This window comes from Stenotrophomonas sp. WED208, from assembly GCF_040984485.1.
Classification (GTDB): domain Bacteria; phylum Pseudomonadota; class Gammaproteobacteria; order Xanthomonadales; family Xanthomonadaceae; genus Stenotrophomonas; species Stenotrophomonas riyadhensis.
Genome location: NZ_JAZARB010000001.1, coordinates 400,300 through 424,111, shown reverse-complemented (window position 1 = coordinate 424,111; position 23,812 = coordinate 400,300). Strand labels below are relative to the sequence as shown.

The 23,812-nt window shown below is 67.5% G+C and carries 24 protein-coding genes; 8 read left to right on the top strand and 16 right to left on the bottom strand.

Going from position 1 to position 23,812, the window contains the following annotated elements; all coding sequences use genetic code 11:
• Positions 1 to 44 precede the first annotated feature (44 nt).
• From prmA to fis, 3 genes are all read left to right on the top strand, one after another.
• Complete coding sequence (prmA, locus tag VPH47_RS01850) at positions 45 to 965, top strand: 50S ribosomal protein L11 methyltransferase (protein ID WP_110713929.1); 921 nt, start codon at positions 45 to 47, stop codon at positions 963 to 965.
• Between the two features lie 42 nt (positions 966 to 1,007).
• Positions 1,008 to 1,778 (top strand): DUF3426 domain-containing protein, encoded by a 771-nt coding sequence (locus VPH47_RS01845; protein ID WP_368849993.1) that lies wholly within the window; start codon positions 1,008 to 1,010, stop codon positions 1,776 to 1,778.
• Positions 1,779 to 1,892: 114 nt separating this feature from the next.
• Positions 1,893 to 2,168 carry a DNA-binding transcriptional regulator Fis gene (fis, locus tag VPH47_RS01840; RefSeq protein WP_005419706.1) on the top strand — a complete coding sequence of 92 codons (276 nt, stop codon included), beginning with the start codon at positions 1,893 to 1,895 and terminating at the stop codon, positions 2,166 to 2,168.
• A gap of 128 nt (positions 2,169 to 2,296) precedes the next feature.
• Here the strand turns inward: fis and VPH47_RS01835 are convergent, their stop codons facing one another.
• The 7 genes from VPH47_RS01835 to VPH47_RS01805 are packed head-to-tail and all read right to left on the bottom strand — an operon-like array spanning position 2,297 to position 8,767.
• Positions 2,297 to 3,292 (bottom strand): phosphatidate cytidylyltransferase, encoded by a 996-nt coding sequence (locus VPH47_RS01835; RefSeq protein ID WP_110713931.1) that lies wholly within the window; start codon positions 3,290 to 3,292, stop codon positions 2,297 to 2,299.
• Positions 3,289 to 3,918 carry a 1-acyl-sn-glycerol-3-phosphate acyltransferase gene (locus tag VPH47_RS01830; RefSeq protein ID WP_014038692.1) on the bottom strand — a complete coding sequence of 210 codons (630 nt, stop codon included), beginning with the start codon at positions 3,916 to 3,918 and terminating at the stop codon, positions 3,289 to 3,291. The genes VPH47_RS01835 and VPH47_RS01830 overlap by 4 nt, the downstream gene beginning before the upstream one ends.
• A 13-nt stretch (positions 3,919 to 3,931) precedes the next feature.
• Positions 3,932 to 4,369 (bottom strand): hypothetical protein, encoded by a 438-nt coding sequence (locus VPH47_RS01825; RefSeq protein ID WP_110713932.1) that lies wholly within the window; start codon positions 4,367 to 4,369, stop codon positions 3,932 to 3,934.
• On the bottom strand, positions 4,366 to 5,670 hold the full coding sequence (locus tag VPH47_RS01820; protein ID WP_180854028.1) for a phosphatase PAP2/dual specificity phosphatase family protein: 1,305 nt from the start codon (positions 5,668 to 5,670) through the stop codon (positions 4,366 to 4,368). The genes VPH47_RS01825 and VPH47_RS01820 overlap by 4 nt, the downstream gene beginning before the upstream one ends.
• A 23-nt stretch (positions 5,671 to 5,693) precedes the next feature.
• Positions 5,694 to 7,445 (bottom strand): bifunctional alpha/beta hydrolase/class I SAM-dependent methyltransferase, encoded by a 1,752-nt coding sequence (locus tag VPH47_RS01815; protein ID WP_197611001.1) that lies wholly within the window; start codon positions 7,443 to 7,445, stop codon positions 5,694 to 5,696.
• 34 nt (positions 7,446 to 7,479) lie between these two features.
• Entirely contained in the window at positions 7,480 to 8,100 is a 621-nt protein-coding gene (locus VPH47_RS01810) for a CDP-alcohol phosphatidyltransferase family protein (protein WP_368851559.1), read from the bottom strand.
• Positions 8,101 to 8,143: 43 nt separating this feature from the next.
• Positions 8,144 to 8,767, bottom strand: coding sequence for a hypothetical protein (locus VPH47_RS01805; RefSeq protein WP_368849992.1), 624 nt, complete (start codon positions 8,765 to 8,767; stop codon positions 8,144 to 8,146).
• A gap of 185 nt (positions 8,768 to 8,952) precedes the next feature.
• Here VPH47_RS01805 and purH point away from each other — a divergent pair, with 185 nt between their 5' ends.
• Genes purH through purD form a run of 3 tightly spaced genes read left to right on the top strand, consistent with a single transcriptional unit; the run spans position 8,953 to position 12,764 of the window.
• Positions 8,953 to 10,536: a bifunctional phosphoribosylaminoimidazolecarboxamide formyltransferase/IMP cyclohydrolase gene (purH, locus tag VPH47_RS01800; RefSeq protein ID WP_110713936.1), complete on the top strand. Its 1,584-nt coding sequence runs from the start codon at positions 8,953 to 8,955 to the stop codon at positions 10,534 to 10,536.
• 16 nt (positions 10,537 to 10,552) lie between these two features.
• Complete coding sequence (locus VPH47_RS01795) at positions 10,553 to 11,422, top strand: hypothetical protein (RefSeq protein WP_110713937.1); 870 nt, start codon at positions 10,553 to 10,555, stop codon at positions 11,420 to 11,422.
• Positions 11,423 to 11,480: 58 nt separating this feature from the next.
• Positions 11,481 to 12,764, top strand: a complete 1,284-nt coding sequence (purD, locus tag VPH47_RS01790) for a phosphoribosylamine--glycine ligase (RefSeq protein WP_368849991.1) — start codon at positions 11,481 to 11,483, stop codon at positions 12,762 to 12,764.
• Positions 12,765 to 12,887: 123 nt separating this feature from the next.
• On the opposite strand, the gene VPH47_RS01785 is transcribed toward purD, so the two are convergent.
• From VPH47_RS01785 to rhlB, 9 genes are all read right to left on the bottom strand, one after another.
• Positions 12,888 to 13,220, bottom strand: coding sequence for a DNA-binding transcriptional regulator (locus VPH47_RS01785; protein WP_014038700.1), 333 nt, complete (start codon positions 13,218 to 13,220; stop codon positions 12,888 to 12,890).
• Between the two features lie 22 nt (positions 13,221 to 13,242).
• A complete protein-coding gene (locus VPH47_RS01780) occupies positions 13,243 to 13,587 on the bottom strand; it encodes a type II toxin-antitoxin system RelE/ParE family toxin (RefSeq protein WP_368849990.1) in 345 nt (114 codons plus the stop codon).
• Between the two features lie 176 nt (positions 13,588 to 13,763).
• On the bottom strand, positions 13,764 to 14,639 hold the full coding sequence (gene rpoH / locus VPH47_RS01775) for an RNA polymerase sigma factor RpoH (protein ID WP_006473441.1): 876 nt from the start codon (positions 14,637 to 14,639) through the stop codon (positions 13,764 to 13,766).
• Between the two features lie 278 nt (positions 14,640 to 14,917).
• On the bottom strand, positions 14,918 to 15,631 hold the full coding sequence (gene ung / locus VPH47_RS01770) for a uracil-DNA glycosylase (RefSeq protein ID WP_368849989.1): 714 nt from the start codon (positions 15,629 to 15,631) through the stop codon (positions 14,918 to 14,920).
• Positions 15,628 to 16,470, bottom strand: coding sequence for a response regulator (locus VPH47_RS01765; RefSeq protein ID WP_005411271.1), 843 nt, complete (start codon positions 16,468 to 16,470; stop codon positions 15,628 to 15,630). Before VPH47_RS01765 ends, ung begins: the two co-directional genes overlap by 4 nt.
• A 7-nt stretch (positions 16,471 to 16,477) precedes the next feature.
• A complete protein-coding gene (gene ftsX, locus VPH47_RS01760; protein ID WP_110713941.1) occupies positions 16,478 to 17,425 on the bottom strand; it encodes a permease-like cell division protein FtsX in 948 nt (315 codons plus the stop codon).
• Positions 17,426 to 17,428: 3 nt separating this feature from the next.
• Positions 17,429 to 18,115, bottom strand: a complete 687-nt coding sequence (gene ftsE / locus VPH47_RS01755; protein ID WP_049424090.1) for a cell division ATP-binding protein FtsE — start codon at positions 18,113 to 18,115, stop codon at positions 17,429 to 17,431.
• 99 nt (positions 18,116 to 18,214) lie between these two features.
• Positions 18,215 to 18,958 (bottom strand): class I SAM-dependent methyltransferase, encoded by a 744-nt coding sequence (locus VPH47_RS01750; protein ID WP_180860306.1) that lies wholly within the window; start codon positions 18,956 to 18,958, stop codon positions 18,215 to 18,217.
• Positions 18,959 to 19,166: 208 nt separating this feature from the next.
• On the bottom strand, positions 19,167 to 20,888 hold the full coding sequence (rhlB, locus tag VPH47_RS01745) for an ATP-dependent RNA helicase RhlB (RefSeq protein WP_368849988.1): 1,722 nt from the start codon (positions 20,886 to 20,888) through the stop codon (positions 19,167 to 19,169).
• A gap of 512 nt (positions 20,889 to 21,400) precedes the next feature.
• On the opposite strand from rhlB, the gene trxA reads away from it, so the two are divergent.
• Together trxA and rho are read left to right on the top strand one after the other, a co-directional pair.
• On the top strand, positions 21,401 to 21,730 hold the full coding sequence (gene trxA, locus VPH47_RS01740; RefSeq protein ID WP_088027548.1) for a thioredoxin TrxA: 330 nt from the start codon (positions 21,401 to 21,403) through the stop codon (positions 21,728 to 21,730).
• Between the two features lie 229 nt (positions 21,731 to 21,959).
• A complete protein-coding gene (gene rho, locus VPH47_RS01735; protein ID WP_368849987.1) occupies positions 21,960 to 23,711 on the top strand; it encodes a transcription termination factor Rho in 1,752 nt (583 codons plus the stop codon).
• Positions 23,712 to 23,812: the final 101 nt, after the last annotated feature.

Sequence of the window (23,812 nt, the reverse complement as noted above, 5' to 3'; positions counted from 1 at the left end):
GATGGTCTAGCATGGCCCCCTTTCCCGTGATTGCCCCCACCGCCATGCCGTTCCTGGAACTGACCCTGCGTTGCACCGAAGCCACCCAGCCCCGCTATGAAAATGCGCTGGAGGACGTCGGCGCACTGGCCGTCACCCTGCTCGATGCCGAAGCCGATACCAGCAACGAACAGGCCATCCTCGAGCCGGGTGTGGGCGAGACCCCGCTGTGGGACACCCTGGTGCTGAGCGCGCTGTTCCCCGCCGACAGCAACGCCCTGTTGCTGCTTGCCGCGCTGGAAGCCTTCGATCCGGAACTGGACTGGAGCAACGGCAGCTTCCGCGCCGTAGAGGACGAAGACTGGGAGCGCGCGTGGCTGGACCAGTTCCAGCCGATGGATTTCGGCAGCCGCACCTGGATCGTGCCGTGGAACCATGAACTGCCGGAAGCTGCACAGGCCGCCGATGCTGCCGTGGTGCGGCTGGACCCGGGCCTGGCCTTCGGTTCGGGCACCCACCCGACCACGGCCCTGTGCCTGCGCTGGCTCGACCAGTTGGCCGTCGACGGCGTGCTGCAGGGCCAGCGCGTGCTCGACTTCGGTTGCGGTTCGGGCATCCTCGCGCTGGCCGCGCTGAAGCTGGGTGCCGCTGAAGCCATCGGCGTGGACAACGATCCGCAGGCTCTGGTCGCCACCGCCGACAACGCCGAGCGCAACGGCGAGCAGGCGCGCATGCATGTGTACCTGCCGCAGGACGAACCCGTCGCGACCTACCCGATCGTGGTCGCCAACATCCTCGCCTCGGCGCTGGATGCGCTGGCCGAACTGCTGGCCGCGCGCGTCGCTGCCGGTGGTCGCATCGCTCTGTCGGGCATCCTGCATGGCCAGGAAGGCGAGCTGCTGCAGCGCTACGCCGCGTGGTTCGACGACCTGCAGGCCACCCAGGATGGCGACTGGATGCGCATCACCGGCGTGCGCCGCGCCTGATCGTGGTTGAATGACCGCTGGATCCGAGCCCGCACCCTGAGCATGTCCGAGCCGAACCCACCGCGCCGTCCCCTGGCCACCTTCCTGCGCACGACGCCGGAGGGTGAGGCTGCGCCTGCGACCGATGCGCGCACGCAGCACGACGTTGAGCACACAGCGCCTGCAATGCAGGCGCCGACCGAGCCCGTTGATCTGGCACATGCGCCGACGGCGGAGATGCGACACGACGATGACACGGTCATCGTTGATGACACCGCGGCCATCGAACCGGCACCGGTCGTACTACCGGCAACGACGGTTGCCACCGATGCACCTAGTTTCCTCGGCAACCCGCGCCCACGTGCCCTGCCAACGCCGCGCTGGTACTGGGTGCTGGTCGCCGCGCTGGCGCTGCTGCTGGTCCTGCAGAGCGTGCTGGCCGACCGTACGCGGCTGGCCGCCGACGCCGGCAACCGCGCATGGCTGGGCACGCTGTGCGGCGTCCTGCGCTGCAGCCTGCCCGCTTGGCACGAGCCCACTGCGTTCACCATGACCAGCCGCGAGATCCGCCCCCTGCCGGGCCGGGCCGGCGTGCTGCAGGTGCAGGCCAGCATCCGCAACGATGCGCGCTGGGCACAGGCATGGCCAGACCTGCGGTTGTCATTGTCCGATGCCGATGGCCGGGTGATCGGCAGTGGCGTGTTCACGCCCGCGCAGTACCTGGGGGAGAACCCCGGGGCAGCCCTGCTGGAACCGGGACAGAGCGCCCGCGTCGCCTTCCGCGTACAGGAGCCCGCCGCATCCACCGTCGCATTCACCTTCGACTTCCTATGACCGCAAGTGGCCGCCCGGTCATGGCAGGCCGGGCACGCTCGCGCTAGACTGACCGCCACCACCTCATCCGGCCGCGCGCTTCGCGCGCACGGGCCAACCGAATCGGGAACCCCCTTGAACGCTGTCCTTTCTCGTCCTGACAACAGTCGTGGCGCTCCCCGGCCACCGCTGCGTGAACATGTCGCCCAGTCCGTGCGCCGTTACCTGCGTGACCTTGATGGCTGCGACGCGGACGATGTCTACGAGATCGTGCTGCGTGAGATGGAAATCCCGTTGTTCGTGGAAGTGCTCAACCACTGCGAAGGCAACCAGAGCCGCGCCGCCGCGATGCTGGGCATCCACCGCGCCACCCTGCGCAAGAAGCTGAAGGAATACGGCATCAGCGCCTGAGCGCGCGCGCGGGTAGTGCCGGCCGCTGGCCGGCAACCCCATGAACGATGGCAGGATGTTGCCGTTGCCGGCCAGCGGCCGGCGCTACCCGTAGTTCCACGCCATGCGTGGATGAAGCCCCCGCGGAATCAGCCGCCGCCGCCCGCCTTCCAGTAGTACCGCACCACGTGGAAGAACACCGGCGCAGCAAAGCACACCGAGTCCAGCCGGTCGAGCATGCCGCCATGGCCCTCGATCATGTGGCCCCAGTCCTTGATGCCGCGATCGCGCTTGATTGCCGACATCACCAGGCCGCCCCAGAACCCCATCAGGTTGATCAGCAGCGACAGGCCGAACGCCTGCAACGGCGTGAACGGGGTGATCCACCACAGCGCCGCACCCAGCGCACTGGCGCTCAACACACCGCCCACGAAGCCCTCCACCGTCTTCGACGGCGACAGCTTGGGCGCGATCAGATGCCTGCCCAGCAACTTGCCCCAGATGTACTGCAGCACGTCCGAGGACTGCACCACGATCACCAGGAAAGCGAACAGCAGCACGTTGCGCGACGGATCATGCCCGGGCACATGCAGGTTCAACAGCAGCGGCACGTGCGAGATGCAGAACACGCAGATCATCAATCCCCACTGCACCTTCGCGGTCCGCTCCAGGTAGTGGGTGGTGTCACCGCCGATGGTCGACAGGATCGGCAGGAACAGGAACGCATAGACCGGGATCAGCAGCGTGTACATGCCGTACCAGTCGATCCACACCAGGTAGTACTGCCAAGGCAGCACGATGTAGAACGCGGCCAGCAGCGCGTAGTAGTCGCCTGAACGGGTCGGCGCCAGGGTGATGAACTCGCGCAGCGCGAACAGCGAGATGATCGCGAACAGCACGATCACCCCGGCACGGCCGAAGAACAACGCCAGCCCGACCACGATCGCCATCACCCACCACGCGCGGATGCGCGACACCAGGTTGGCGATGACCGCGCTGGGCTGCCCGCGCTGACGCCAGCGCAAGGTCTCGGCCACCAGCGTGGCCAGTACCAGCACCGCACCCACGCCAGCGAACAGCAGGCCGGTCTGCTGGCCCACGCTGCGCGCGGCCAGGTCACCGGACACCTCCATCAGATAACTCATGCGCGCCCTCCATTCGGCGCCAGGTCCAGCAGCGCCTGCCGGCTGCGGGCCAGGAACGCGGCCTTGTCTTCATCGGCCTGCAGCCGCAGCGGCGTGCCGAAGGTGGCCGTGCACAGCAGCGGCAGCGGCAGGAACCGGCCCTTCGGCATCACCCGCTTCAGGTTGTCGATCCACACCGGCACGAACTCCAGCTCCGGCCGTTGCCGCGCCAGATGGTAGATACCACTCTTGAACGGCAGCAGCGGTTCATCGCCTACATTGCGGGTGCCTTCCGGGAACAGGATCAGCGAGCAGTCTTCGTCCACCGCATCGCGCAGTACCTGCAGTGGATCCTGCTGGCGATGGCCGGCCTCGCGCTCGACCAACACACCGTTGAACACCGCATCGATCAGGTAGCGGCGCAGGCCGTCGCGCTGCCAGTACTCGGCTGCGGCAACCGGGCGCACCTGGCGCCGCAGTGCCGGTGGCATCGACGACCAGATCAGCACGAAGTCACCATGGCTGGCATGGTTGCCGTAGTACACGCGACGCTCGCTGGACGGCGCGCAGCCGATCCACAGCGCGCGCGCACCGGTCACTACGTGGATCGCGCCACTGCAGGCGCGGGCAATCAGTTCGGCGAACATCGGTTCCTCCCGTTCACGTCTGCGGCCACACCACGGCCAGCACCAGCAGCACTACCTGCACACCTGTCAGCAGGTACTGCCGCAGCAGCAGGCGGCGCATGCCGGCCCAGCGCAGGTCCCAACCGCGCAGCGGCGCATCGGGCGGTGCGCGGCGCAGACCGCTGTCGTGCAGCAGCTGGTCGGTGCGGCGCGCGGCAGCCTCCCCTTCCAGGCCTTCATCACGCAGCAGCTGCAGCAGGCTCGCGTCCAGTCCAACCCGCCACGCGTGATACGCCTGCACCAGCCCTGCCCCAGCGCTGGCCAGCAGCAGGCCGGCGGCAATCATCGCCAGGCCCGGCTCGGTGCCGAGCAGCAGCAGCGCCACCAGCAGCAGGCCCAGCGACAGGCCGGCCGGCCAACGGCCCTGCCGCAGCAGCAGCTGCATGGTCGCCAGGTCGGGAACCGTACTCATGCGCGCGCGCCTGCTGCAGCAGTGATGGCATGCAGATGCGCGACGCCCAGCACGACGCCGGGACGCGCAGCACGCACGATCGCCACCGCACCATCGGCGTCGGCGGCGCGACCACTGCGCAGCAGCCAGGTCGCTACGCTGGCGGCGCTGCGCGAATAGCCCAGCGCGCAGCACACCAGCAGCGGTCCGTGCGCGCGCAGCCGCTCGATGACCTCTGCAGCCTCGAGCAATTGCTCCGGCGCAGGCGCCACCAGGTCCAGCATCGGCACGCTGGCGTACGCCGCGGCCGGTGCACCACAGGACAGCTCGGCACAGGCATCGACCACGCCCACCAAGGGTGCCGGCAATGCAGCGCAGGGAATACGCCCCAGCCACACACCGTCCATCACCGGCACCGGCTGCGGTGCCCGGCGCGTCCACAACCGTGAATTGATCCAGGCCGCACCCAGGTACGGCGCCAGCAGCCAGCGTGACGCCATGGTCAGGCGTCCGTCGGCGCGCTTCTGGAACACCGCCGTACCCAGCCCGGCATAGGCCAGCGCCACCAGCAGCAGCGATACCACCGGCCACAGCAGCCACAACGCCACACCCCGCAGCAGGATCACTGGCACCAGCAGCAGCGCCGCCCCGAGCAGGTACAGCCCCGCCAGGCGCCAGCGCTTGGCATCCCGCGTCGTGCGCCACGCACGCAACGGTGGTGTGCCCTGCTCGGGCCACAGCCAGACGCACAGCCAGCCGGCCAGCAGGCCGGTCGGGATGTCGATGAAATGATGCTGGAACGTGGTCAGCACCGAAACGCCGATCAGCAGCGCCCACACATGCAGCACCCAGCGCCACACCCCGTGCAGGTACTGCGCGAACTTCACCCACAGCACGATGAGCAGCACGATGTGCAGCGATGGCGCCTGGTTGAACGGCTTGTCGAAGCCCAGCAACACATCGAACAGCCAACCGAACACGCCGCCGATCTCTGGCCGCTCGAAGCTGAAGCGCAACGGCCACAGCAGGAAGCAGGTCACTGCGATCAGCTGTGCACTGAACAGGCGCAGCGCGTGCCGGTCCAGTTCCAGCCGACGCCGGCACAGGAAGAACGAGATCGCGTAGAACAGATCGATCGACCAGTACGGCACGATCGTCCACGGCACGAACGGAATCTGCGTTTCCCATCCGAAGGCCATCACCGGCAGTTCGGCATGGCGGCCCGCCATCCAGTTGGCGAAGCCATAGCTGGCGAAGAAGAACGGGCCCAGCAGGGCCAGCCACAGCAGGGCGCGCCGCCAGGGGCGCCCCTCTGCGGCCAGCGGGGTGGCGGCGAGCGTCGCCATCACGCGGTCCGGCGTGCCAGCGACACGGTGAAAATGCCGAAGTCGTCGATACGCTGCGCCACCTTCTCGAACCCGGCCAGGCGCACCAGCTCGTCCATTTCCTGCTGGGTACGGCGGCGCATCACCCACGCTGCGCCACCACGATGGCTGGTCAGTGCGCGTGCGATGAACTCCAGCTGCGGGTGCCAGGGCTGGCCGGTATAGGCCAGGTAGCCGCCCACCGGCACCGTCGCAGCAATGCCCTGCAGCGAGCGCAGCACCGCATCGTTGTCGGGGAACAGTTCGTACAGGCCCGATACCACGGCCAGCGTCGGTGCGGGTTCCACCTTGGCCAGCTGCGCCGGATCGAACGCATCGCCCTGTTCGAAGCGGGCAATAGCGGCCGCCCCCAGGCGCTCAATCAACGCTTGGCCCTGGGCCACGTTCAGATCGCTGAAATCACGCAGCACGATGCGATCGGCGCGCTGTTCGCCCTGCCCCAGCGCTTCCAGCACGTAGCGACCATGGCCAGCAGCTACGTCCAGCACGTGCACCGGCGTGCCCTGCCCACGCAGGCGCTGGGCAGCGTCGCGCAGCAGTTCCTGCAGGTGCTGGCCACGCACGCGGATGCCACGCCAGCCGATCGCATCCAGATAGTTGCGGTCGACCATGCGACCCAGCGGGCCCTTGCCACGCGCTTCGTCGCGATAGATGTAGTCCAGCGTGCTGCCGGAATCGAAACCGGTCTGCAGGCCCAGCGCGATGCCTTCGGACAACGTTCCGCCAAAACGCAGGCCGCCACGTACCACGCGCCAGCGCAGGTCGGCCAGGCTGTTGCGCTCCGGTGGCCAGGCCAGGATCTCCGATTCCTCGAAGGTCGGCCCGTGGCGGTGCGCGTCGCGCCGTGACAGCTCGCGCAGCGGCTCGGCAAAACGCGCCTGGATGAAGCTGCGGATGCGCGCCAGTGCTGGTGCACGATCGCGCTCGCCCAGCGTGTCGTGGAAGAAGCCCGGCAGATGCACGCGCTCCTTGATCGGGCTGGACAGGCGCTCGTAGAAGCGGTCCTGCGGGCCACGGTGCACGACGAAATCCGAGCCGGACACCAGCAGCTGCACCGGTACGCTGATCGCCTGCGCATCGGCCACGATGCGGTCGGCCGCCTCGTACAGGCCCAGCAGCACGCGCACCGAGATCGGCCGGGTGATCAGCGGGTCGGTGCGATAGCTTTCCACCCGCGCCGGGTCATGGGTCAGCCACTGCGGCTTGACGTAGCTGTTGACGAAGAAATTGCCGCGCAGCTTCTGCATCAGCGCCAGGCCCGGGCGTGCGAACGGCACGTACAGCTTCACCTTGAACGCCGGCGAAGCCATCACCAGCGCGCGCAGGCGTGGTGCGTAGTCGTGCACCCAGGTGGCGGCGACCACCGCCCCCACGCTCTGTGCGATCACCACGATGTCCTGCACCGCGATACCGTGCTCGGCGCCGATGTGGGCGATGAAGCTGTCGAGGTCACGCACCAGCGCCGGGAAGCCCGGTGCATCGCCACGCGTACCCGGCGAACGGCCATTGCCGCGCGCATCCCAGGCGAAGAAGGCGGTGTCGGGCAGGTCCAGCTCATCGACCAGGTGGGTGACCCGCCCGGAGTGCTCGTGGCCGCGGTGCAGCAGCACGATGGCCTTGGTGGCCGGCGTTGCAGTGGTGCCCGCCCAGTACCGGTAGAACAGCGGTACCTGGTCGAAGCTGTGGAATTCCCGTTCCTGCGCCTGACGCATGCAATCTCCTGATTGTCTTCTTGTATCTGCTTGATTAGTTCGGCGAAACCGCCGCTTCCCGCAGTCCGCGACGGACGCGATTGATCATGGTCAGCATGCACAGCACCGCCATGGCCGCGGCCGCGCCAGTGACCGTCATCGCGCCAACCCACTCACACGCCAGCAGCAGGCCCAGCGCACCGATCACGAACGCGCGGTCGCTCTTGCCCATCGGGCCGTCGTAGCGGCGGCTGGCACCGACCATCAGCCCCAGCACCCCGGCGTACTCGCTCAGTGCCGCGGTCCAGGCCAGCAGCCACAGCGTTTCCGGGCGTACCCCAGGCACGCTCAGCAGGCTCAGGTACAGCGCCGCATCGGCAATCACATCGCACAGCTCGTTCAGATAGGCGCCCAGCCGCGACTGCTGGCCGAACTCGCGGGCCAGCATGCCATCCACCGCGTTGAGCGCCATGCGCAGCAGCATCCACAGCGGCAGCAGCAGGTACAGCAGGGGCTGGGCCGGCGCGCAGCACCACACGGCAACGGCCACCAGCAGCGAAACCACGGCGGCGGCCACGGTCACCGCGTTGGCGGTGATCCCCATGCGGTACAGGCCGCGTACGGCCGGACGCAACAGGTCCTGGAAACGTCCTTTCAGTGCATAGATCGACACGATCTGTATCCGCTGGTCCTTGGCAGTGCGGCCACAGCCTACCCCATCAAATACGGGTACCGGCAAGTTCCGCCGGGCCCAGCCAGTCCTGCCATGGCAGCTGCGGATCGATATGGCGGCGCAACCAGACCGCGTCATGGCTGCGCTGCATGGCATTGCTCACCGCCTGCACGGCCCGCTCCCGCGCCCCAGCATCGGCGAACCCCGCCTGCAGCGCCAGCAGCCGGTACACACCGCCGGGCGAGCGTTGGAAGTGGATGATGCCGCCGGCGGGCAGCACGATGGCGCCCTCATCCAGGCCATCGGCGTACAGATACAGCTCGAACGGGTCCAGCCAGTACTGCGCATGCATCACCTGCAGCAGTTCGGCCACGCTCGGTGCGCGCCGGTAGGGCGCGATGGCATCGCCATACCAGCACTTGTCGTCGTCCAGGTAGACCTTGAACTCCAGCCGCCGCCAGCGCCGGCGTTCACGGCGCTGCACGTCCCAGGACAGGATCTCGGCCTGCTCACCCCAGCGCTCGGCGGCTTCAGCCTGCAGCGTCGGTACATCGGCCGAGGCGCACCAGGCCGCGGCCTGGCCACAACGCGCGTGGCGCACATAGCGGGCCAGGAACAGCAGCGCCCCTTCGGCATCGAGGGCGGCCTGCAGGCGCTTGGCGACGGTCATGGGGCGGCATCCTGCACACGGGGGACAGGCGGCACCGTGCCGTGCCCGGCGATGGCTGACAAGCCCGCCAATCGTGCCCATCACGGTCAAGCCGGCCTTGAACGCGGCGAATCTGCTCCTGCGGCACCCGCCACCGGCCCCCACCGCCTACAATATCGGCCCCGCTCCGCTGCCGATTCTGTCCCATGACTGCCGATCTGTTGCCCGTCCGCCGGGCCCTCCTCTCCGTTTCCGACAAGACCGGCCTGGTCGAGCTGGCCACTGCGCTGGCCGCACGTGGCGTGGAACTGCTGTCCACCGGCGGCACCGCAAAAGCCATTCGCGACATGGGCCTGGCCGTGAAGGACGTCGCCGACGTCACCGGTTTCCCGGAGATGATGGACGGCCGGGTCAAGACCCTGCACCCGATGGTGCACGGCGGCCTGCTGGGCCGTTCCGGCCTGGATGATGCGGTGATGGCCGAGCACGGCATCGGCGCCATCGACCTGCTGGTGCTGAACCTGTATCCGTTCGAATCGGTCACCGCCAAGGCCGACTGCACCCTCGCCGACGCGGTCGAGAACATCGACATTGGCGGCCCGGCGATGCTGCGTTCGGCAGCCAAGAACTTCGCCCGCGTGGCGGTGGCCACCGACCCGTCGCAGTACGCCGAGCTGCTGGCCTCGCTGGACGCCAACGACGGCCAGCTGTCGGCCGCCACCCGCTTCGCGTTCTCGGTAGCCGCGTTCAACCGCGTCGCCCAGTACGACGCCGCGATCAGCAACTACCTGTCGGCGGTCACCGCCACCGACGCCGCCGTACCGGCACGTGCCGAGTACCCGGCGCAGATGAACTCCACCTTCGTGAAGGTGATGGACCTGCGCTACGGCGAGAACCCGCATCAGAGCGGCGCGTTCTACCGCGACCTGTACCCGGTGCCGGGCACGCTGGCGACCTTCCAGCAGCTGCAGGGCAAGGAACTGAGCTACAACAACCTGGCCGATGCCGACGCGGCGTGGGAATGCGTGCGCCAGTTCGATGCACCGGCCTGCGTCATCGTCAAGCACGCCAACCCGTGCGGCGTGGCCGTCGGTGCCGGCAACGGCGACGCCTACGAGCTGGCCTACGCCACCGACCCGACCAGCGCCTTCGGCGGCATCATCGCCTTCAACAAGCCGCTGGACGCCGCCACTGCCAAGGTGATCCTGGACCGCCAGTTCGTGGAAGTGCTGATTGCCCCGGACTACGAGCCGGCCGCGCTGGAATACGCACAGAAAAAGGCCAACGTGCGCGTGCTGCGCATCCCGCACGGCGATGGCCTGAACAACTTCGACAGCAAGCGCGTCGGCTCGGGCCTGCTGCTGCAGTCCTCGGACAACCGCGGCATGACCCGCGACGAACTGAAGGTGGTCAGCAAGCTGGCGCCGACCGACAAGCAGTTCACCGACCTGCTGTTCGCCTGGAAGGTGGCCAAGTTCGTGAAGTCCAACGCGATCGTCTATGCCAAGGACAACCGCACCATCGGTGTCGGTGCCGGCCAGATGAGCCGCGTGTACTCGGCCCGCATCGCCGGCATCAAGGCCGCCGACGCGAGCCTGGTGGTCGAGGGCTCGGTGATGGCCTCCGATGCGTTCTTCCCGTTCCGCGACGGCATCGATGCCGCTGCCGCCGCCGGCATCAAGGCGGTCATCCAGCCGGGCGGTTCGATGCGCGATGCCGAAGTGATCGCCGCCGCCGACGAACATGGCCTGGCCATGGTGTTCACCGGCGTGCGCCACTTCCGCCATTGATCCTGGAGCGACACGGATGTCCACAGTTTCAATGAAATCGCTGGCCGCCCTCGCCCTCGCGGGTGCGGCCGTACTGGCGGGCTGCAAGCCTGCCGGCGAGCCCAGCGTGGCGCCGAAGGCGGATGCGCCTGCAGTGGCCCCCGCCTCACCGGCGCAGCATGTCAGCCGCACCGCACGACTGCAGGCTTTCCTGGTCCAGCGCTACGGCAGCAACGCCAAGCTCTCCGCTGAATGGCGCGGCAGCTGGACCGACGATGGCGACACCCATGCGGTGGACTGGCAGGTCTGCGCGGAACAACCGGTGGTGAGCGGAGACAGCTGGCAGCAGTTGTTGGCCGTGTGCGGTGCGCTGGTCGATGGCGCGCACATCGACCCGGGAACGATCGAGTTCTTCGTGCTGCGCCCCAAGGACAATGGCTTCGAGGTGACCAGCGAACTGACCGGCGAGCGCTTCGGTAGCGGCGGCCAGCCCGGCACCGCCAGCATCATCCGCGCCGGCAGTGACTTCTATGGTTTCCGCGTCGAGGACGGCTGGTTCGGGCAGGGTTTCTCGCTGCTCTCGCAGTCGCTGATCCTGCCGGGCCCGAACGGCCTGGTGGCCAGTGGCAGCGTGCGCAGCCATATCGACAATGACGCCCAGTACGAGTGCGACGCCAGCACCGACCCCGACACGGCCAACGACTGCCGCACCCGCCGTTTCAGCATCGATTTCGCACTGCGTTTCGACGACAGCGACCGCAGCGCGCGGGTCTGGCCGCTGCTGATCGAAGAAACCGGAACCACCTGTGGCGGCAAGCAGGTCCGGCAGCAGCACCGCTTCACCCTGGACCCGAAGACCTGGGCCTATTCCTTCCCCGAATCGCTGCGACGCGAAGGCTGCGAGTGAAGCACGCGCGCCGCCGGGGATATCGATCTTCCCTTCCCACGCAATCTGGAATCTCGTGATGAACGTACTTGTCATCGGCTCTGGCGGCCGCGAACACGCCCTGGCATGGAAGCTGGCCCAGTCCTCCCGTGTCACCGAAGTGATCGTGGCGCCCGGCAACGCCGGCACCGCCAGCGAAGACAAGTGTCGCAACGTGGCGGTCAAGGTTACCGATATCGACGGCCTGCTGGCGCTGGCACAGGCCGAATGCGTGGCGCTGACCGTGGTCGGCCCGGAAGTACCGCTGGTGGCCGGCGTGGTCGACCGCTTCCGCGCCGCCGGCCTGCGCATCTTCGGGCCGACCGCCGCTGCCGCGCAGCTGGAAGGCAGCAAGGCCTACGCCAAGGACTTCCTGGCCCGCCACAACATCCCCACCGCGTTCTACGCCGTGCACACCGACGTGGACGCCGCCCTGGCCTACATCCGCGAGAAGGGCGCACCGATCGTGGTCAAGGCCGATGGCCTGGCCGCCGGCAAGGGCGTGATCGTCGCAATGACCCTGGCCGAAGCCGAAGACGCGGTGCGTGACATGCTCTCCGGCAACGCGTTCGGCGATGCCGGTGCACGTGTGGTGATCGAGGAATTCCTCGACGGCGAGGAAGCCAGCTTCATTTCGATGGTGGACGGCGTGCATGCGCTGCCGATGGCCACCTCGCAGGACCACAAGCGCGTCGGCGACGGCGATACCGGCCCGAACACCGGCGGCATGGGCGCCTATTCGCCGGCCCCGGTAGTGACGCCGGAGGTGCATGCCCGCGTGATGCGCGAGGTGGTGAACCCGACCGTGCAGGGCATGATCGCCGACGGCATCCCGTTCACCGGCTTCCTCTACGCCGGCCTGATGATCGATGCCAGCGGCGCGCCGAAGGTGATCGAATTCAACGTGCGCTTCGGCGATCCGGAAACCCAGCCAGTGATGCTGCGGCTGCAGTCAGACCTGGTGGAGCTGGTGGAAGCCGCCATCGACGGCCGCCTGGACCAGGTGGAAGCGCACTGGGATGCACGCCCGTCGCTGGGCGTGGTGCTGGCCGCCAGGCCGTACCCGGAATCGCCGATCACCGGCGACGTGATTTCCGGCCTGGACGACGTGCCGGCCAGTGCCAAGGTGTTCCATGCCGGCACCACGCTGGACGCACAGGGCCAGGTGGTCAGTGCCGGCGGCCGCGTGCTGTGCGTGGCGGCGCTGGGCGACAGCGTGCGCGACGCGCAGGCCAATGCCTATGCCGGCGTGGCCAAGGTCAGCTGGGCCAACGAATTCCACCGCAACGACATCGGCTGGCGCGCGATCGCACGCGAGGGCTGAGGCCCACGCGATAGCAGAGCAGCCACGCATGGCGTGGCTCTACTGGAATCAGCAGTAGATCCACGCCGTGCGTGGATTGAACACCTCGGAAAAGCAAAGGCCCGGCAGAACCGGGCCTTTGCTTTACAGGACTGCTTCGAGTCCCTTCCGATCAATCAGGTTCAGCAACTTCAGTGATGGTCCGCTGGGCTTCTTCTCGCCCTGTTCCCAGCTGCGTACGGTGGAAACGCTGGTATTGAGAACTCCAGCAAAGACCGGCTGACTGAGCTGTAATGACGCACGCAGGGCACGGATCTGGGCACTGCTGTATTCAGGGACCGGCTCAAGGCAAAGCGCTTCGTAGCTGCTCAACCGACGCTTATCGATGAAGCCATGTGCGTGCAGACTCACAGCCGCATCATGCACCGCCTCAAGAAGCGCACTTTTCGCGCGCCGTCGCTCAGGGGTCTTCGTCATGGCTGATCTCCTGTAGATCCCCCTACTGCACGGCACGATTCAGCTGCGCCGTACTCATTTTCAAGAACTCCGATGCGTACAGCTGCAGCGCATCGCGTTCCGCATTCGTGATTGCAGCACGTTCATTCTTCTCGTAGCCGAAAAGGAAGAACCAATGCCCGCCTCGCTGTGTGGCGACGATGGTTCGGACGCTCCCACGCTTTCCTCGCCCCGGCAAGGCAACGCGCTTCTTGAAGATTCCGCCGCCAAGATCAGCATCCACCAGACCCCCTTCCATTTCACGTACCGACCGGTACAGCGCAGCGTCGGACAGGGTGGTCCTGCGCATGCTGCGATTGAAACTTCGTGTGCGGAAGACGCGTGGCATGATCATACCGTGCCACTGCGTGGTACGGCGTGAACATCAGCATCCAGCACATGATCCGGTCGGCGCAATCACCGCTTTGGCGTCAGACTAGAGCCACGCCATGCGTGGATGAGAACGCCACCAAAAAGAAAAAGCCCGGCATTGCCGGGCCTTTCCTCAATCCAGCGCCACCCCGCTTACGCGGTGAACAGCGCCTTCATCTTCTTCAGCGCATTCGCTTCAACCTGGCGGATGCGCTCGGCCGACACGCCGTATTCGTCAGCCAGTTCCTGCAGCGTCACCTTGCTGTCCGCATCCAGCCAGCGACGGCGGATGATGTCGCGCGAGCGGGCGTCCAGCTCGGCCAGGCCTTCGCGCAGCAGCTGCATCTGGTTGTCTTCGCTGTCGGCACGTTCGTAGGCCATCGACGGGTCTTCGTCGTTGGCGACCAGGAACGCGGCCGGCGACGGCGGCGCGTGCTCGTTGTCCTCATCGGTCGGCGCATCGAAACCGATATCGCGACCGGACAGGCGCGACTCCATTTCCATGACCTCGCGTTCGGACACGTTCAGGTCCTTGGCCACCGCGCTCACTTCAGCCGCGTTCATCCAGCCCAGGCGCGTCTTCGACTTGCGCAGGTTGAAGAACAGCTTGCGCTGCGCCTTGGTGGTGGCGACCTTCACGATGCGCCAGTTCTTCAGGATGAACTCGTGCATCTCGGCACGGATCCAGTGCACGGCGAAGGAGACCAGGCGCACGCCCATGTCCGGGTCGAAGCGCTTGACCGCCTTCATCAGGCCGATGTTGCCTTCCTGGATCAGGTCACCCAGGGCAAGGCCGTAGCCGTTGTAACCGCGGGCCACGTGCACCACGAAGCGCAGGTGCGAATGCACCAGCTCGCGGGCGGCGTCCAGATCGTTGCCGTCGCGGAAGCGACGGGCCAGGTCCTGTTCGTCATCGACCGACAGCACCGGGATCTGGTGCACGGCACCGATGTAGGCGTCCAGCGAACCGAGCGCACTGGGAATCGGGAGATTGTTTGCCACAAGGGCAGTAGAGGTGTTCTGGCTCATAGGCACCCATCTTAGCAGTCCGGCATTTGGACTGCTAAAGGAGGAAAAAGTTCCAGCGTCCCATCAATGCAACACTGGTCCCAAACAGAGCCCTACCGTAGCGCGATTTGATGACAGTGGCGAGCACGCTTTTCGGGATTCACAATCCCTTGGAATTCAAGTAATTACCCACCGGAAAGCGGCCGATTCCGGTCAAGCGGAGCTGAACGGGCCGCCGAAAGGCCCCTTCAGGGGCCGGGAAGGTTGCCCGGCGTTCAGCCCCGGCCATCCGCCAGGGCTCAAAGCGCCGAACGCGGCGGCAGCGACCAGTCGATCGGGGCCTGGCTGCGGCGCTGCAGGTACTCGTTGGCCATCGAGAAATGCCGGCAGCCGAGGAAGCCACGATGGGCCGACAGCGGCGACGGATGCGGCGACTTCAGCACGCGATGGCGGCGGGTATCAATGACCTTGCCCTTCTGCTGCGCATACGCGCCCCAGAGCATGAACACCAGGCCTTCGCCTTCGCGGTTGAGCACATCCACCACGTGGTCGGTGAAGCCTTCCCAGCCACGGCCCTGGTGCGCACCGGCCTTGCCCTCTTCCACCGTCAGCACCGCATTGAGCAGCAGCACGCCACGCTGCGCCCACGGGATCAGGCAGCCGTGGTCCGGACGCGGGATACCGAGATCGCTCTCGATCTCCTTGTAGATGTTCAGCAGCGACGGCGGCACCGGCACGCCCGGCGCCACCGAGAAGCTCAGGCCATGCGCCTGGCCGCGGCCGTGGTACGGGTCCTGGCCGAGGATCACCACCTTCACCTGCTCGAACGGCGTGGCATCGAACGCAGCGAAGATCTGCGGCCCAGGCGGGAACACCGCCGCGCCACTGGCCTTGCGCTGGCGCAGGAAGCTGGACAGCTCGCGCATCTGCGGCTGCAACAGGTAATCGCCGACATGCTGCTTCCAGCTCGGTTCCAGCTGGATCGTCGGGGTGTCGGCTGCTTCATCCATCATCGAATCAGGGGTCCATCGTTCAATCGGGCCAGCCGCAGCTGGAACAGCACCTTGGTGACCAGCAGCCGTTCTTCAATCGGCTTGAGCACCAGGTCGTTGGCACCGGACTGCAGCAGCCCGGTCTGGTTGTGCGGATTGCCGTCGCCAGTCATCACCAGCACCGGCAGGCGGCGCTTGCCGTAACCGAAGTCCACGCGCACCCGCTGCACCACGTCGCGGCCGCTCAGTTCGCCCTTCAGGGTAACGTCGGTCAGCACCAGGTCGATGCGATGGCGGCTGCGGCCCAGCGACTCGGCGGTGAGCAGGGTGAACGCTTCTTCGGCGCTGACCACGTGCAGCACGTTCAACTGCTGGCGTTCCAGCATGCGCTTGGTGGCCTCGGCGACCACGCGACTGTCCTCGATATAGAGGATGGTGGCGCCGGGAATGGTCTGCGGCTGCACATAGCCGCGGATGAAGGTCGCCAGTGCCTCGTGGCCCAGCGCCTTGTCGAAATAGTCGGTGACGTACTCGGTGAAGCGGCGCTGCTCCAGGTGCTGCTGGGCATCGCCGGAGACCACGATCACCGGCACATAGGCCTGGCCTGCGGCTTCGCGGACCATCCGCGCCAGCGCCAGGCCGTCGCCATCACGCAGGGTCAGCGAGGTGGTCACCAGATCCACCGGCCCCTGTGCCAGCGCCTGCTGTGCGTCCTCGATGCTGTCGCAGCCGATCACCTCCACGCCCGGCAGGTCACGCTGCAGGACGTCGGCGATCAGCTTGCGCACCAGCTTCGAGCCATCGACCACCATCACCCGCGTCGCGGGCCCCTCAAGGTGCTTCAGCGCTTGCGGTTGCATGCCGGTCTCAGGTGTCGGTCGGGCGGGTCTGGCGGAGGAAGTGGCCGGTCACCAGCCATGCCCCCAGCCAGCCCAGCAGCAGCGTGCCGAGCAGGACCAGGCCGCCATGCAGCAGGTCCAGGCCATGCAGCACGAACGGGCTGCCGTAGCTGCGGGAGAGTTCGGCCAGCGGCACGCGCAGCGCGGCACCGGCGCCGCCGATCAGGGCCAGTGCCACCGCGCCGGCACCCAGGCCGTACCACGCGCCCAGGTACAGGAACGGGCGGCGGATGAAGCCATCGCTGGCTCCCAGCAGCTGCAGCACGCCGATTTCCTCGCGACGGGCCTGGATGTCCAGACGCACGGTGTTGCCGACCACCAGCGCGGCGCCCACGCCGAGCAGCACCGACAGCACCTGCACCAGCCGCGCACCGAACGCCAGCCAGGCATCCAGACGCTGGCGCCACAGTGCATCGTGTTGCACCAGGTCGGCCTCGGGCAGGCTTTCCAGCGCGCGCGCCAGGCGCGCGTCGTCCTTGCCCTGGCCGGGGGTGATCACCAGCAGCGAGGGCAGTGGATTGTCGTTGAGTGCGTCGATCGCCTCACCGAGGCCGGCATCGCGCAGTTCCTGCAGGCCCTGCTCGGGCGTGCGCACGTTCACTTCGGCCACGTCGTCGCGGTCGCGCAGCTGGCCCGCCAGGCGCAGCGCGCCGGGACCATCGACGTTGCCCTTCAGGAACACGTTGATGTCGCGCGACTGCTGCACGCTGCCGGCGAACTGCTTGAGGTTGTCCAGCGCGATCGACAGGCCCAGCGGCAGGGCCAGTGCCAGCGCCATGACCATCACCGTCAGCAGGGTCGCCCATGGCTTGCGGCAGGCGCGGCCCAGGCTGAACACCACGCTGTGCACGTGGTGCTGGAACCAGACGCCCACGCGCGACGGGGCGGCGGCTTCGCTGTTTTCGTTCTTCGCCATCGGTTACTCCGCCAGATCCTGCGGCGAGATGTCATCCACCAGCCGGCCGTGGTCGAGGATCAGCACGCGCTTGCGCATGCGGCGCAGCAGCGGCAGGTCGTGGCTGACCACCAGCACGCTGGTGCCGCGCGAGGGCAGCTCGGCGAACAGGGCCATGATCTCCGCCGCCAGGGTCGGGTCGAGGTTGCCGGTTGGTTCATCGGCCACCAGCAGCTTGGGCTCGCCGACGATCGCGCGGGCGATGCCGACGCGCTGCTGCTCGCCGGCCGACAGCTGCGAGGGCAGCGCCTTCTCGCGGTGGCCCAGGCCCATCCGTTCCAGCACCGAGCGCACGCGCTTGCTGATGTCGCCACGGCGGGTGCCGCGCAGGATCAGCGGCAGCGCCACGTTCTCGGCGATCGAGCGGTCCATCAGCAGGCGATGGTCCTGGTAGACCGCCCCCACTGCGCGCCGATGGCGCGGCACATCGCCGCCACGCACCTTCAGCAGGTTGCGCTCGTCGAACACCACCGCGCCGCGGCTGGGCCGCTCGTCCAGGTGGATCAACTTGAGCAGGGTGCTCTTGCCCGCACCGGAATGGCCGGTGACGAACAGCATCTCGCCCGGCGCGACCTCGAAGCTGACATCGGTCAGTGCCTCGTGGCCACCGGCGTACTGTTTGCTGACATTATCGAAGCGCAGGACACTCATGCCCCGATTATGCAGGAGCGGCGCCACCGATCGGTAGCGCCGGGCGTTGCCCGGCAGAATCTTCGATCTGCCACTGCGCCCGCCGGACTTCCCCGGGCGCTACCCTTCCCTGCGGGCGTGCAGGACCACCAACGCGTTGTTGTCGCGGTATTCATCCCAGAAGCCGGGAGGCCGGTCCTTGCATTCCGCCGCTGTCGGCACCGGCGCCTGCCACTGCAGCCCGGGCAGCCCCGCGCGGGCGGCCGCCTGCTGGTGCTGGTCCGCGCGCCATTGATGGTCGGTGACGCGGGCCACGGCCGCATCGGCGAACGCGACCTCGACCAGGTGATGATCATCCAGCGCCTGCTGCCGGACGATACGCGCGCCGTAACGCGAAAAGTCGCCCTTGGCCAACCGGAAGGCAGGATGGGTGACGATGCCCAGCAGCCGTCCGCCCGGTTTGAGGACGCTGGCTGCTGCCCGGTACATGCGCTCCAGTTCCTGCAGCGTATCGGCGTGGTTGAACAGCCAGACCGCCACGGCAACATCGAAGCGGGCCGGCATGTCCAGGCGGGTCGCGTCGCCGTGCAGGAACTGCATGGCGTCACCGCCCTGCGCGGAAAGCCGGCGCGCCTGTTCGATCATCGCGGCGGACAGATCGACGCCGAGGGCGCTACGGGCCCCGTGCAGCAGGAGGTGGCGGCCGAAATCACCGGAACCGCAGGCCAGATCGATGACATCCCGCCCCTGCAGTGGGCCGGCCAGCTCCAGCAGTGTCCGGCGTTCCAGCGGACGGGATGCAGAGGCCGCCACGTGCTGCGCGTAATGCAGATCGAATGCGTCGTAACAGGGTACGGATGCCATCGCGTGACGCCTCCGGATGCGGGAGGCATCAGCTTGGATGGAAGCCGGAGGGCGCGGCCAGAGTCAGATGCGACAAGGTTGCGTGGCAGGCGCCTGCGCGGCATGCCGGCCCCGGCCAGCGGCCGGCACTACCATGCCTCGTGAGGCTGTAGAGCCGAGCATGGGCTCGGCTCGGTGCGGACCAAGGTCCGCACCCACCCCCGGTGGCTTAGTTGCCCGACAGCATCCGGCGGATCTTGCGGCCGATGCGGGTCAGGAACGAATCACCGGTATCGGCCGCAGTGCGCACCGGCTTGGCCACCACCTGCACCGGGGTGACCGGGCTGGCGCCATTGCCGGCCGTGGCCTGCACGCCTTCGGCACCTTCGACCGGACGGCCGTGGCGACGACGACGACGCTTGCGCGGCTTGCGCTCGCCATCCACCGCACCTTCCGGCGCACCTTCGGCACGCGGCGGACGCGGCGGGCGCGGAGCATGGGCGACAGCGGCTTCAGCACCTTCCACCGGAGCGGCCGCAGCCTGCTCGCCTTCCACGCGCGGCTTGCGCGGGCCACGCGAACGGCGCTCGCCGCTGCGCTCACCGTCGCGACGCTCACCGCGGCCACCGCTGGAGCGGCCACCACTGCGGCCACCGCCACGACGCTCTTCCTCGGCGGCGCGGGCTTCGCGCGCTTCCCGGAAGATCTGGCCAACGCTCTCGTTCTCTTCGCCGTCCTCGCCTGCGGCCGGGGCCGGGCGTTCCGGGCGCGGCAGCGCGGTCAGCAGCTCCTTGGTGACCGGCTCGGACGGAATCTTCTGCTCGATGTAGGCCTCGATGTCCGGCAGGCTCATCGCATAGCGTTCGCAGGCGAAGCTGATCGCATCGCCTTCCTCGCCCAGGCGGGCGGTACGGCCGATGCGGTGCACGTAGTCTTCGGCGTCGAACGGCAGGTCGTAGTTGTAGACGTACTTGATGCCGTCGATATGCAGGCCGCGCGCGGCCACGTCGGTGGCCACCAGGATTTCCAGCTGGCCCTTCTGGAAGCGGTTGAGCAGGCTCTCACGCTTCTTCTGCGGCACGTCGCCGGACAGCACGCCGACGCGGTAGCCGGCCTTTTCCAGCGAACGGGCGACGCGCTCGACGAACACCTTGGTGTTGACGAACACCATGGTGCGGGCGCCTTCGCTGCGCGACAGCAGGCCCAGCAGCAGCGGGATCTTCTCTTCGTCGGCCGGGAAGTACAGCTTCTGGCGCACGCGTGCGGCAGTGACCGTCTCGGCTTCGACCACCAGCTTCTGCGGCTCGTTCATGTGCTCGTAGGCCAGCTCCAGCACGCGGTGGCTGAGGGTGGCGCTGAACAGCAGGGTCTGACGGGTGGTGCGCTCCGGCATGCGGCGCAGCAGGAAGCGGATGTCCTTGATGAAGCCGAGGTCGAACATGCGGTCGGCTTCGTCCAGCACGCAGATCTCGCAGGCATGCAGCGAAACCACCTTGTGCTGCTTCACGTAATCGATCAGGCGGCCCGGGGTGGCGATGATCACGTCCACGCCCTGCTGCAGGATCTCGCGCTGCTTGTCGTAGTCGACACCGCCATAGACCAGCGCGAAGCGCAGGCCCAGGTCGGAACCGAACTTCACCGCGTCCTTGTGGATCTGGATGGCCAGTTCGCGGGTCGGGGCGAGGATCAGCGCGCGCGGGTCTTCCGGCTTGCGGTCGGCCAGCGCCGGCTTGCTCAGCAGGCGGTTCACGACCGCGACCAGGAAGGCCAGGGTCTTGCCGGTGCCGGTCTGGGCCTGGCCGGCAACATCACCGCCGGCCAGCGCGACCGGCAGGGTCAGCGCCTGGATCGGGGTGCAGCGGGTGAATCCGGCTCCTTCAAGGCCGGCCTGCAGGGCCGGATGCAGCTCGAAGGAGGAGAAGGTCAAATCGGTCAGCGGTTTGTCGCTCATGAGTCCGTCTTGGTATGGCCGCCGGCCCGTAAGGCGGCTGGCACTTCATCGTCTAGGGGGCACCGTCGCAAACTGCGGCCCCTGCGGCGGGTTGGCAGGCTGGGACCACCGGGTCCGCGCGCCGCACAATGCCCCAGTTTAACGCACTCGGGCGGGCAAACCGGAATGAGCCGTCTCAAAGATACGAGAGACGCTCGACCTTCACCCAGCAACACCGGACTTGAACGGTCCTTCCAGAGGCGCTGGTGTCGCCCACTGCCAGCCCCATGTACAGGAAGACAGTGAAATCCGACACATACCGGCCATCGAAGCGATCACGATACGCTGGGTTCCAGCCGGCGCCTGTCCCTGCCCTGCGATAGGGGTACACTGCCGGCCGTGAGCGTCCAGGCATCCCGCCGAACGCACCGCGGCAGTGCGCCGCGAGGCAACGACGAGGGTCGCGCCACCGGGCATGGCCCAGTTCACCCACCTCCGGCATGACCGGGTGCAATCCAAGACGAGAAACCAAGATGAGCGACAAGGTTGTACATGTCGGCGACGCCGACTTTGATAGCGCAGTGCTGAATTCCAAGGAACCGGTGCTGGTCGATTTCTGGGCCGAGTGGTGTGGCCCGTGCAAGATGATCGCCCCGGCGCTGGACGAGCTGGCCGATGCCTACCAGGGCCGTGCCAAGATCGCCAAGGTCAACGTCGACCACAACCGTGCGCTGGCCGCCAAGTACCACGTGCGTTCGATTCCGTACCTGGTCGTGTTCAAGGATGGCGAGAAGGTCGCCGAGCAGATCGGTGCGGTGGGCAAGGCCCAGCTGGCCGGCCTGCTGGACAAGGCCCTGGCCTGATCCTGCAGTTCCCCGGCAGCCGTCGACCACGGCTGCCGGTGGGGCGCCCCGCGCCCATGATGAATGCTGTTCCCGGTGACCCTTGCATGGCGCCGCGGGCCGATGATAGTGTCGGCATATCCGGCCGCGTTCGCGTGCCGCACCCTCTGGACGCAGTTTCTTCCAGACCCATTCCCAACGTTCGCCGCCCCAGCCGGGCGCTCGCACCTTGAAGCGAGGAATAACGCTCTTGTCCGATAACACTTCCGAAACCGGCAGCGCCGATGCGCCCGCCGAAAAGCGCGTGCGCAAGCCCCGCGTGAGCAAGGCCGCCGCTCCGGCAGCCGCCGAAACCAGCGCCGCTCCGGCGCAGCCGACCCTGCCGCTGGCCGCCGCGCCCGAGGCGCCGGCACCGGCCGCCGCCGCCGCCGCACCGAGCGCGCCCGCCGCCGAGGCCCCTGCCAGCAGTGGCGGCGGCGAAGGTGGTGAGGGTCGCGAATCCGGCCAGCCGCGCCAGCAGAACCACCAGGGGGGCGGCCAGAACCAGGGCCAGAACCCGTACAACCAGAACGGCCAGCAGGGCCAGGGGCAAGGTCAGGGCAATCGCCGCGACCGCTTCCGCAACCGCCGCGACCGTGACCGCAACAACCGCTTCCGCGACGATGGCCTGCCCAACGACGGCGGCGAGCAGCAGCCGTTCGTGCCGCGCCCGCACGCCAACGTGCCCGAAGGCTTCCCGGTCTACTCGCTGAGCGACCTCAAGCGGATGCCGGCGCAGAAGCTGCTGGAAATCGCCGAGCAGCTGCAGATCTCCGAAGGCGTGGCACGCGCCCGCAAGCAGGATGTGATCTTCGCCCTGCTGAAGGTATTGACCCGCCACGGTGACGGCGTCGCCGCCGACGGCGTGCTGGAAATCCTGCCGGACGGCTTCGGCTTCCTGCGCGCGGCCGAAGCCAGCTACCTGGCCGGCCCGGACGATACCTACATCTCGCCCAGCCAGATCCGCCGCTTCAACCTGCGCACCGGCGACCATATCTCCGGCCGCATCCGCTTCCCGAAGGACGGCGAGCGCTACTTCGCGCTGAACATCGTCGACACCATCAACGGCGAGCCGATCGAAGCGTCGAAGAACAAGGTGCTGTTCGAGAACCTGACCGCCCTGTTCCCGCGCCGCCGCTTCACCCTGGAGCGCGGCAACGGTTCGTCGGAAGACATCACCGGCCGCATCCTTGACCTGATGGCGCCGCAGGGCAAGGGCCAGCGCTCGCTCATCGTGTCGCAGCCGAAGGCCGGCAAGACGATGATGATGCAGCAGGTCGCCACCGCCATCACCACCAACCACCCGGACGTGCACCTGATCGTGCTGCTGATCGACGAGCGCCCGGAAGAAGTGACCGAAATGCAGCGCACCGTGCGCGGCGAGGTCATCAGCTCGACCTTCGACGAACCGGCCGCGCGCCACGTGCAGGTGGCCGAAATGGTCATCGAGCGCGCCAAGCGCCTGGTCGAGCACAAGAAGGACGTGGTCATCCTGCTCGACTCGATCACCCGCCTGGCCCGTGCCTACAACAACGTGGTGCCGAGCTCGGGCAAGGTGCTGACCGGTGGTGTGGACGCCAACGCCCTGCATCGCCCGAAGCGCTTCTTCGGTGCCGCGCGCAACGTGGAAGAAGGCGGCAGCCTGACCATCATCGCCACCGCACTGGTCGACACCGGTTCGAAGATGGACGAGGTGATCTACGAAGAGTTCAAGGGCACCGGCAACAGCGAAGTGCACCTGAGCCGCCGCATCGCTGAAAAGCGTGTGTTCCCGGCCATCGACATCAACCGTTCCGGCACCCGCCGCGAAGACCTGCTGATCGAACCGGAACTGCTGCAGAAGATCTGGATCCTGCGCAAGCTGCTGCATCCGATGGATGAAATGGCCGCGATGGAGTTCCTGCTGGACAAGATGAAGAACACCAAGTCCAACGACGAGTTCTTCGGTTCGATGAAGCGCTGAGCCCCGGCGCTGCATCGGAAGAAACCTGCCGCTCGCTGCGGCAGGTTTTTTTTTGCCTGCAGGGCGACGCACTTCACTTCGCTGGCGCCCGCTTTTGGCGA

Coding starts and splice junctions, on each gene's coding strand:
- prmA (WP_110713929.1), top strand. CDS start 45: ATGCCGTTCCTGGAACTGACCCTGCGTTGCACCGAAGCCACCCAGCCC.
- VPH47_RS01845 (WP_368849993.1), top strand. CDS start 1,008: ATGTCCGAGCCGAACCCACCGCGCCGTCCCCTGGCCACCTTCCTGCGC.
- VPH47_RS01835 (WP_110713931.1), bottom strand. CDS start 3,292: ATGAGTTATCTGATGGAGGTGTCCGGTGACCTGGCCGCGCGCAGCGTG.
- VPH47_RS01830 (WP_014038692.1), bottom strand. CDS start 3,918: ATGTTCGCCGAACTGATTGCCCGCGCCTGCAGTGGCGCGATCCACGTA.
- VPH47_RS01825 (WP_110713932.1), bottom strand. CDS start 4,369: ATGAGTACGGTTCCCGACCTGGCGACCATGCAGCTGCTGCTGCGGCAG.
- VPH47_RS01815 (WP_197611001.1), bottom strand. CDS start 7,445: ATGCGTCAGGCGCAGGAACGGGAATTCCACAGCTTCGACCAGGTACCG.
- VPH47_RS01805 (WP_368849992.1), bottom strand. CDS start 8,767: ATGACCGTCGCCAAGCGCCTGCAGGCCGCCCTCGATGCCGAAGGGGCG.
- purH (WP_110713936.1), top strand. CDS start 8,953: ATGACTGCCGATCTGTTGCCCGTCCGCCGGGCCCTCCTCTCCGTTTCC.
- VPH47_RS01795 (WP_110713937.1), top strand. CDS start 10,553: ATGTCCACAGTTTCAATGAAATCGCTGGCCGCCCTCGCCCTCGCGGGT.
- purD (WP_368849991.1), top strand. CDS start 11,481: ATGAACGTACTTGTCATCGGCTCTGGCGGCCGCGAACACGCCCTGGCA.
- VPH47_RS01785 (WP_014038700.1), bottom strand. CDS start 13,220: ATGACGAAGACCCCTGAGCGACGGCGCGCGAAAAGTGCGCTTCTTGAG.
- VPH47_RS01780 (WP_368849990.1), bottom strand. CDS start 13,587: ATGCCACGCGTCTTCCGCACACGAAGTTTCAATCGCAGCATGCGCAGG.
- rpoH (WP_006473441.1), bottom strand. CDS start 14,639: ATGAGCCAGAACACCTCTACTGCCCTTGTGGCAAACAATCTCCCGATT.
- ung (WP_368849989.1), bottom strand. CDS start 15,631: ATGATGGATGAAGCAGCCGACACCCCGACGATCCAGCTGGAACCGAGC.
- VPH47_RS01765 (WP_005411271.1), bottom strand. CDS start 16,470: ATGCAACCGCAAGCGCTGAAGCACCTTGAGGGGCCCGCGACGCGGGTG.
- ftsX (WP_110713941.1), bottom strand. CDS start 17,425: ATGGCGAAGAACGAAAACAGCGAAGCCGCCGCCCCGTCGCGCGTGGGC.
- ftsE (WP_049424090.1), bottom strand. CDS start 18,115: ATGAGTGTCCTGCGCTTCGATAATGTCAGCAAACAGTACGCCGGTGGC.
- VPH47_RS01750 (WP_180860306.1), bottom strand. CDS start 18,958: ATGGCATCCGTACCCTGTTACGACGCATTCGATCTGCATTACGCGCAG.
- rhlB (WP_368849988.1), bottom strand. CDS start 20,888: ATGAGCGACAAACCGCTGACCGATTTGACCTTCTCCTCCTTCGAGCTG.
- trxA (WP_088027548.1), top strand. CDS start 21,401: ATGAGCGACAAGGTTGTACATGTCGGCGACGCCGACTTTGATAGCGCA.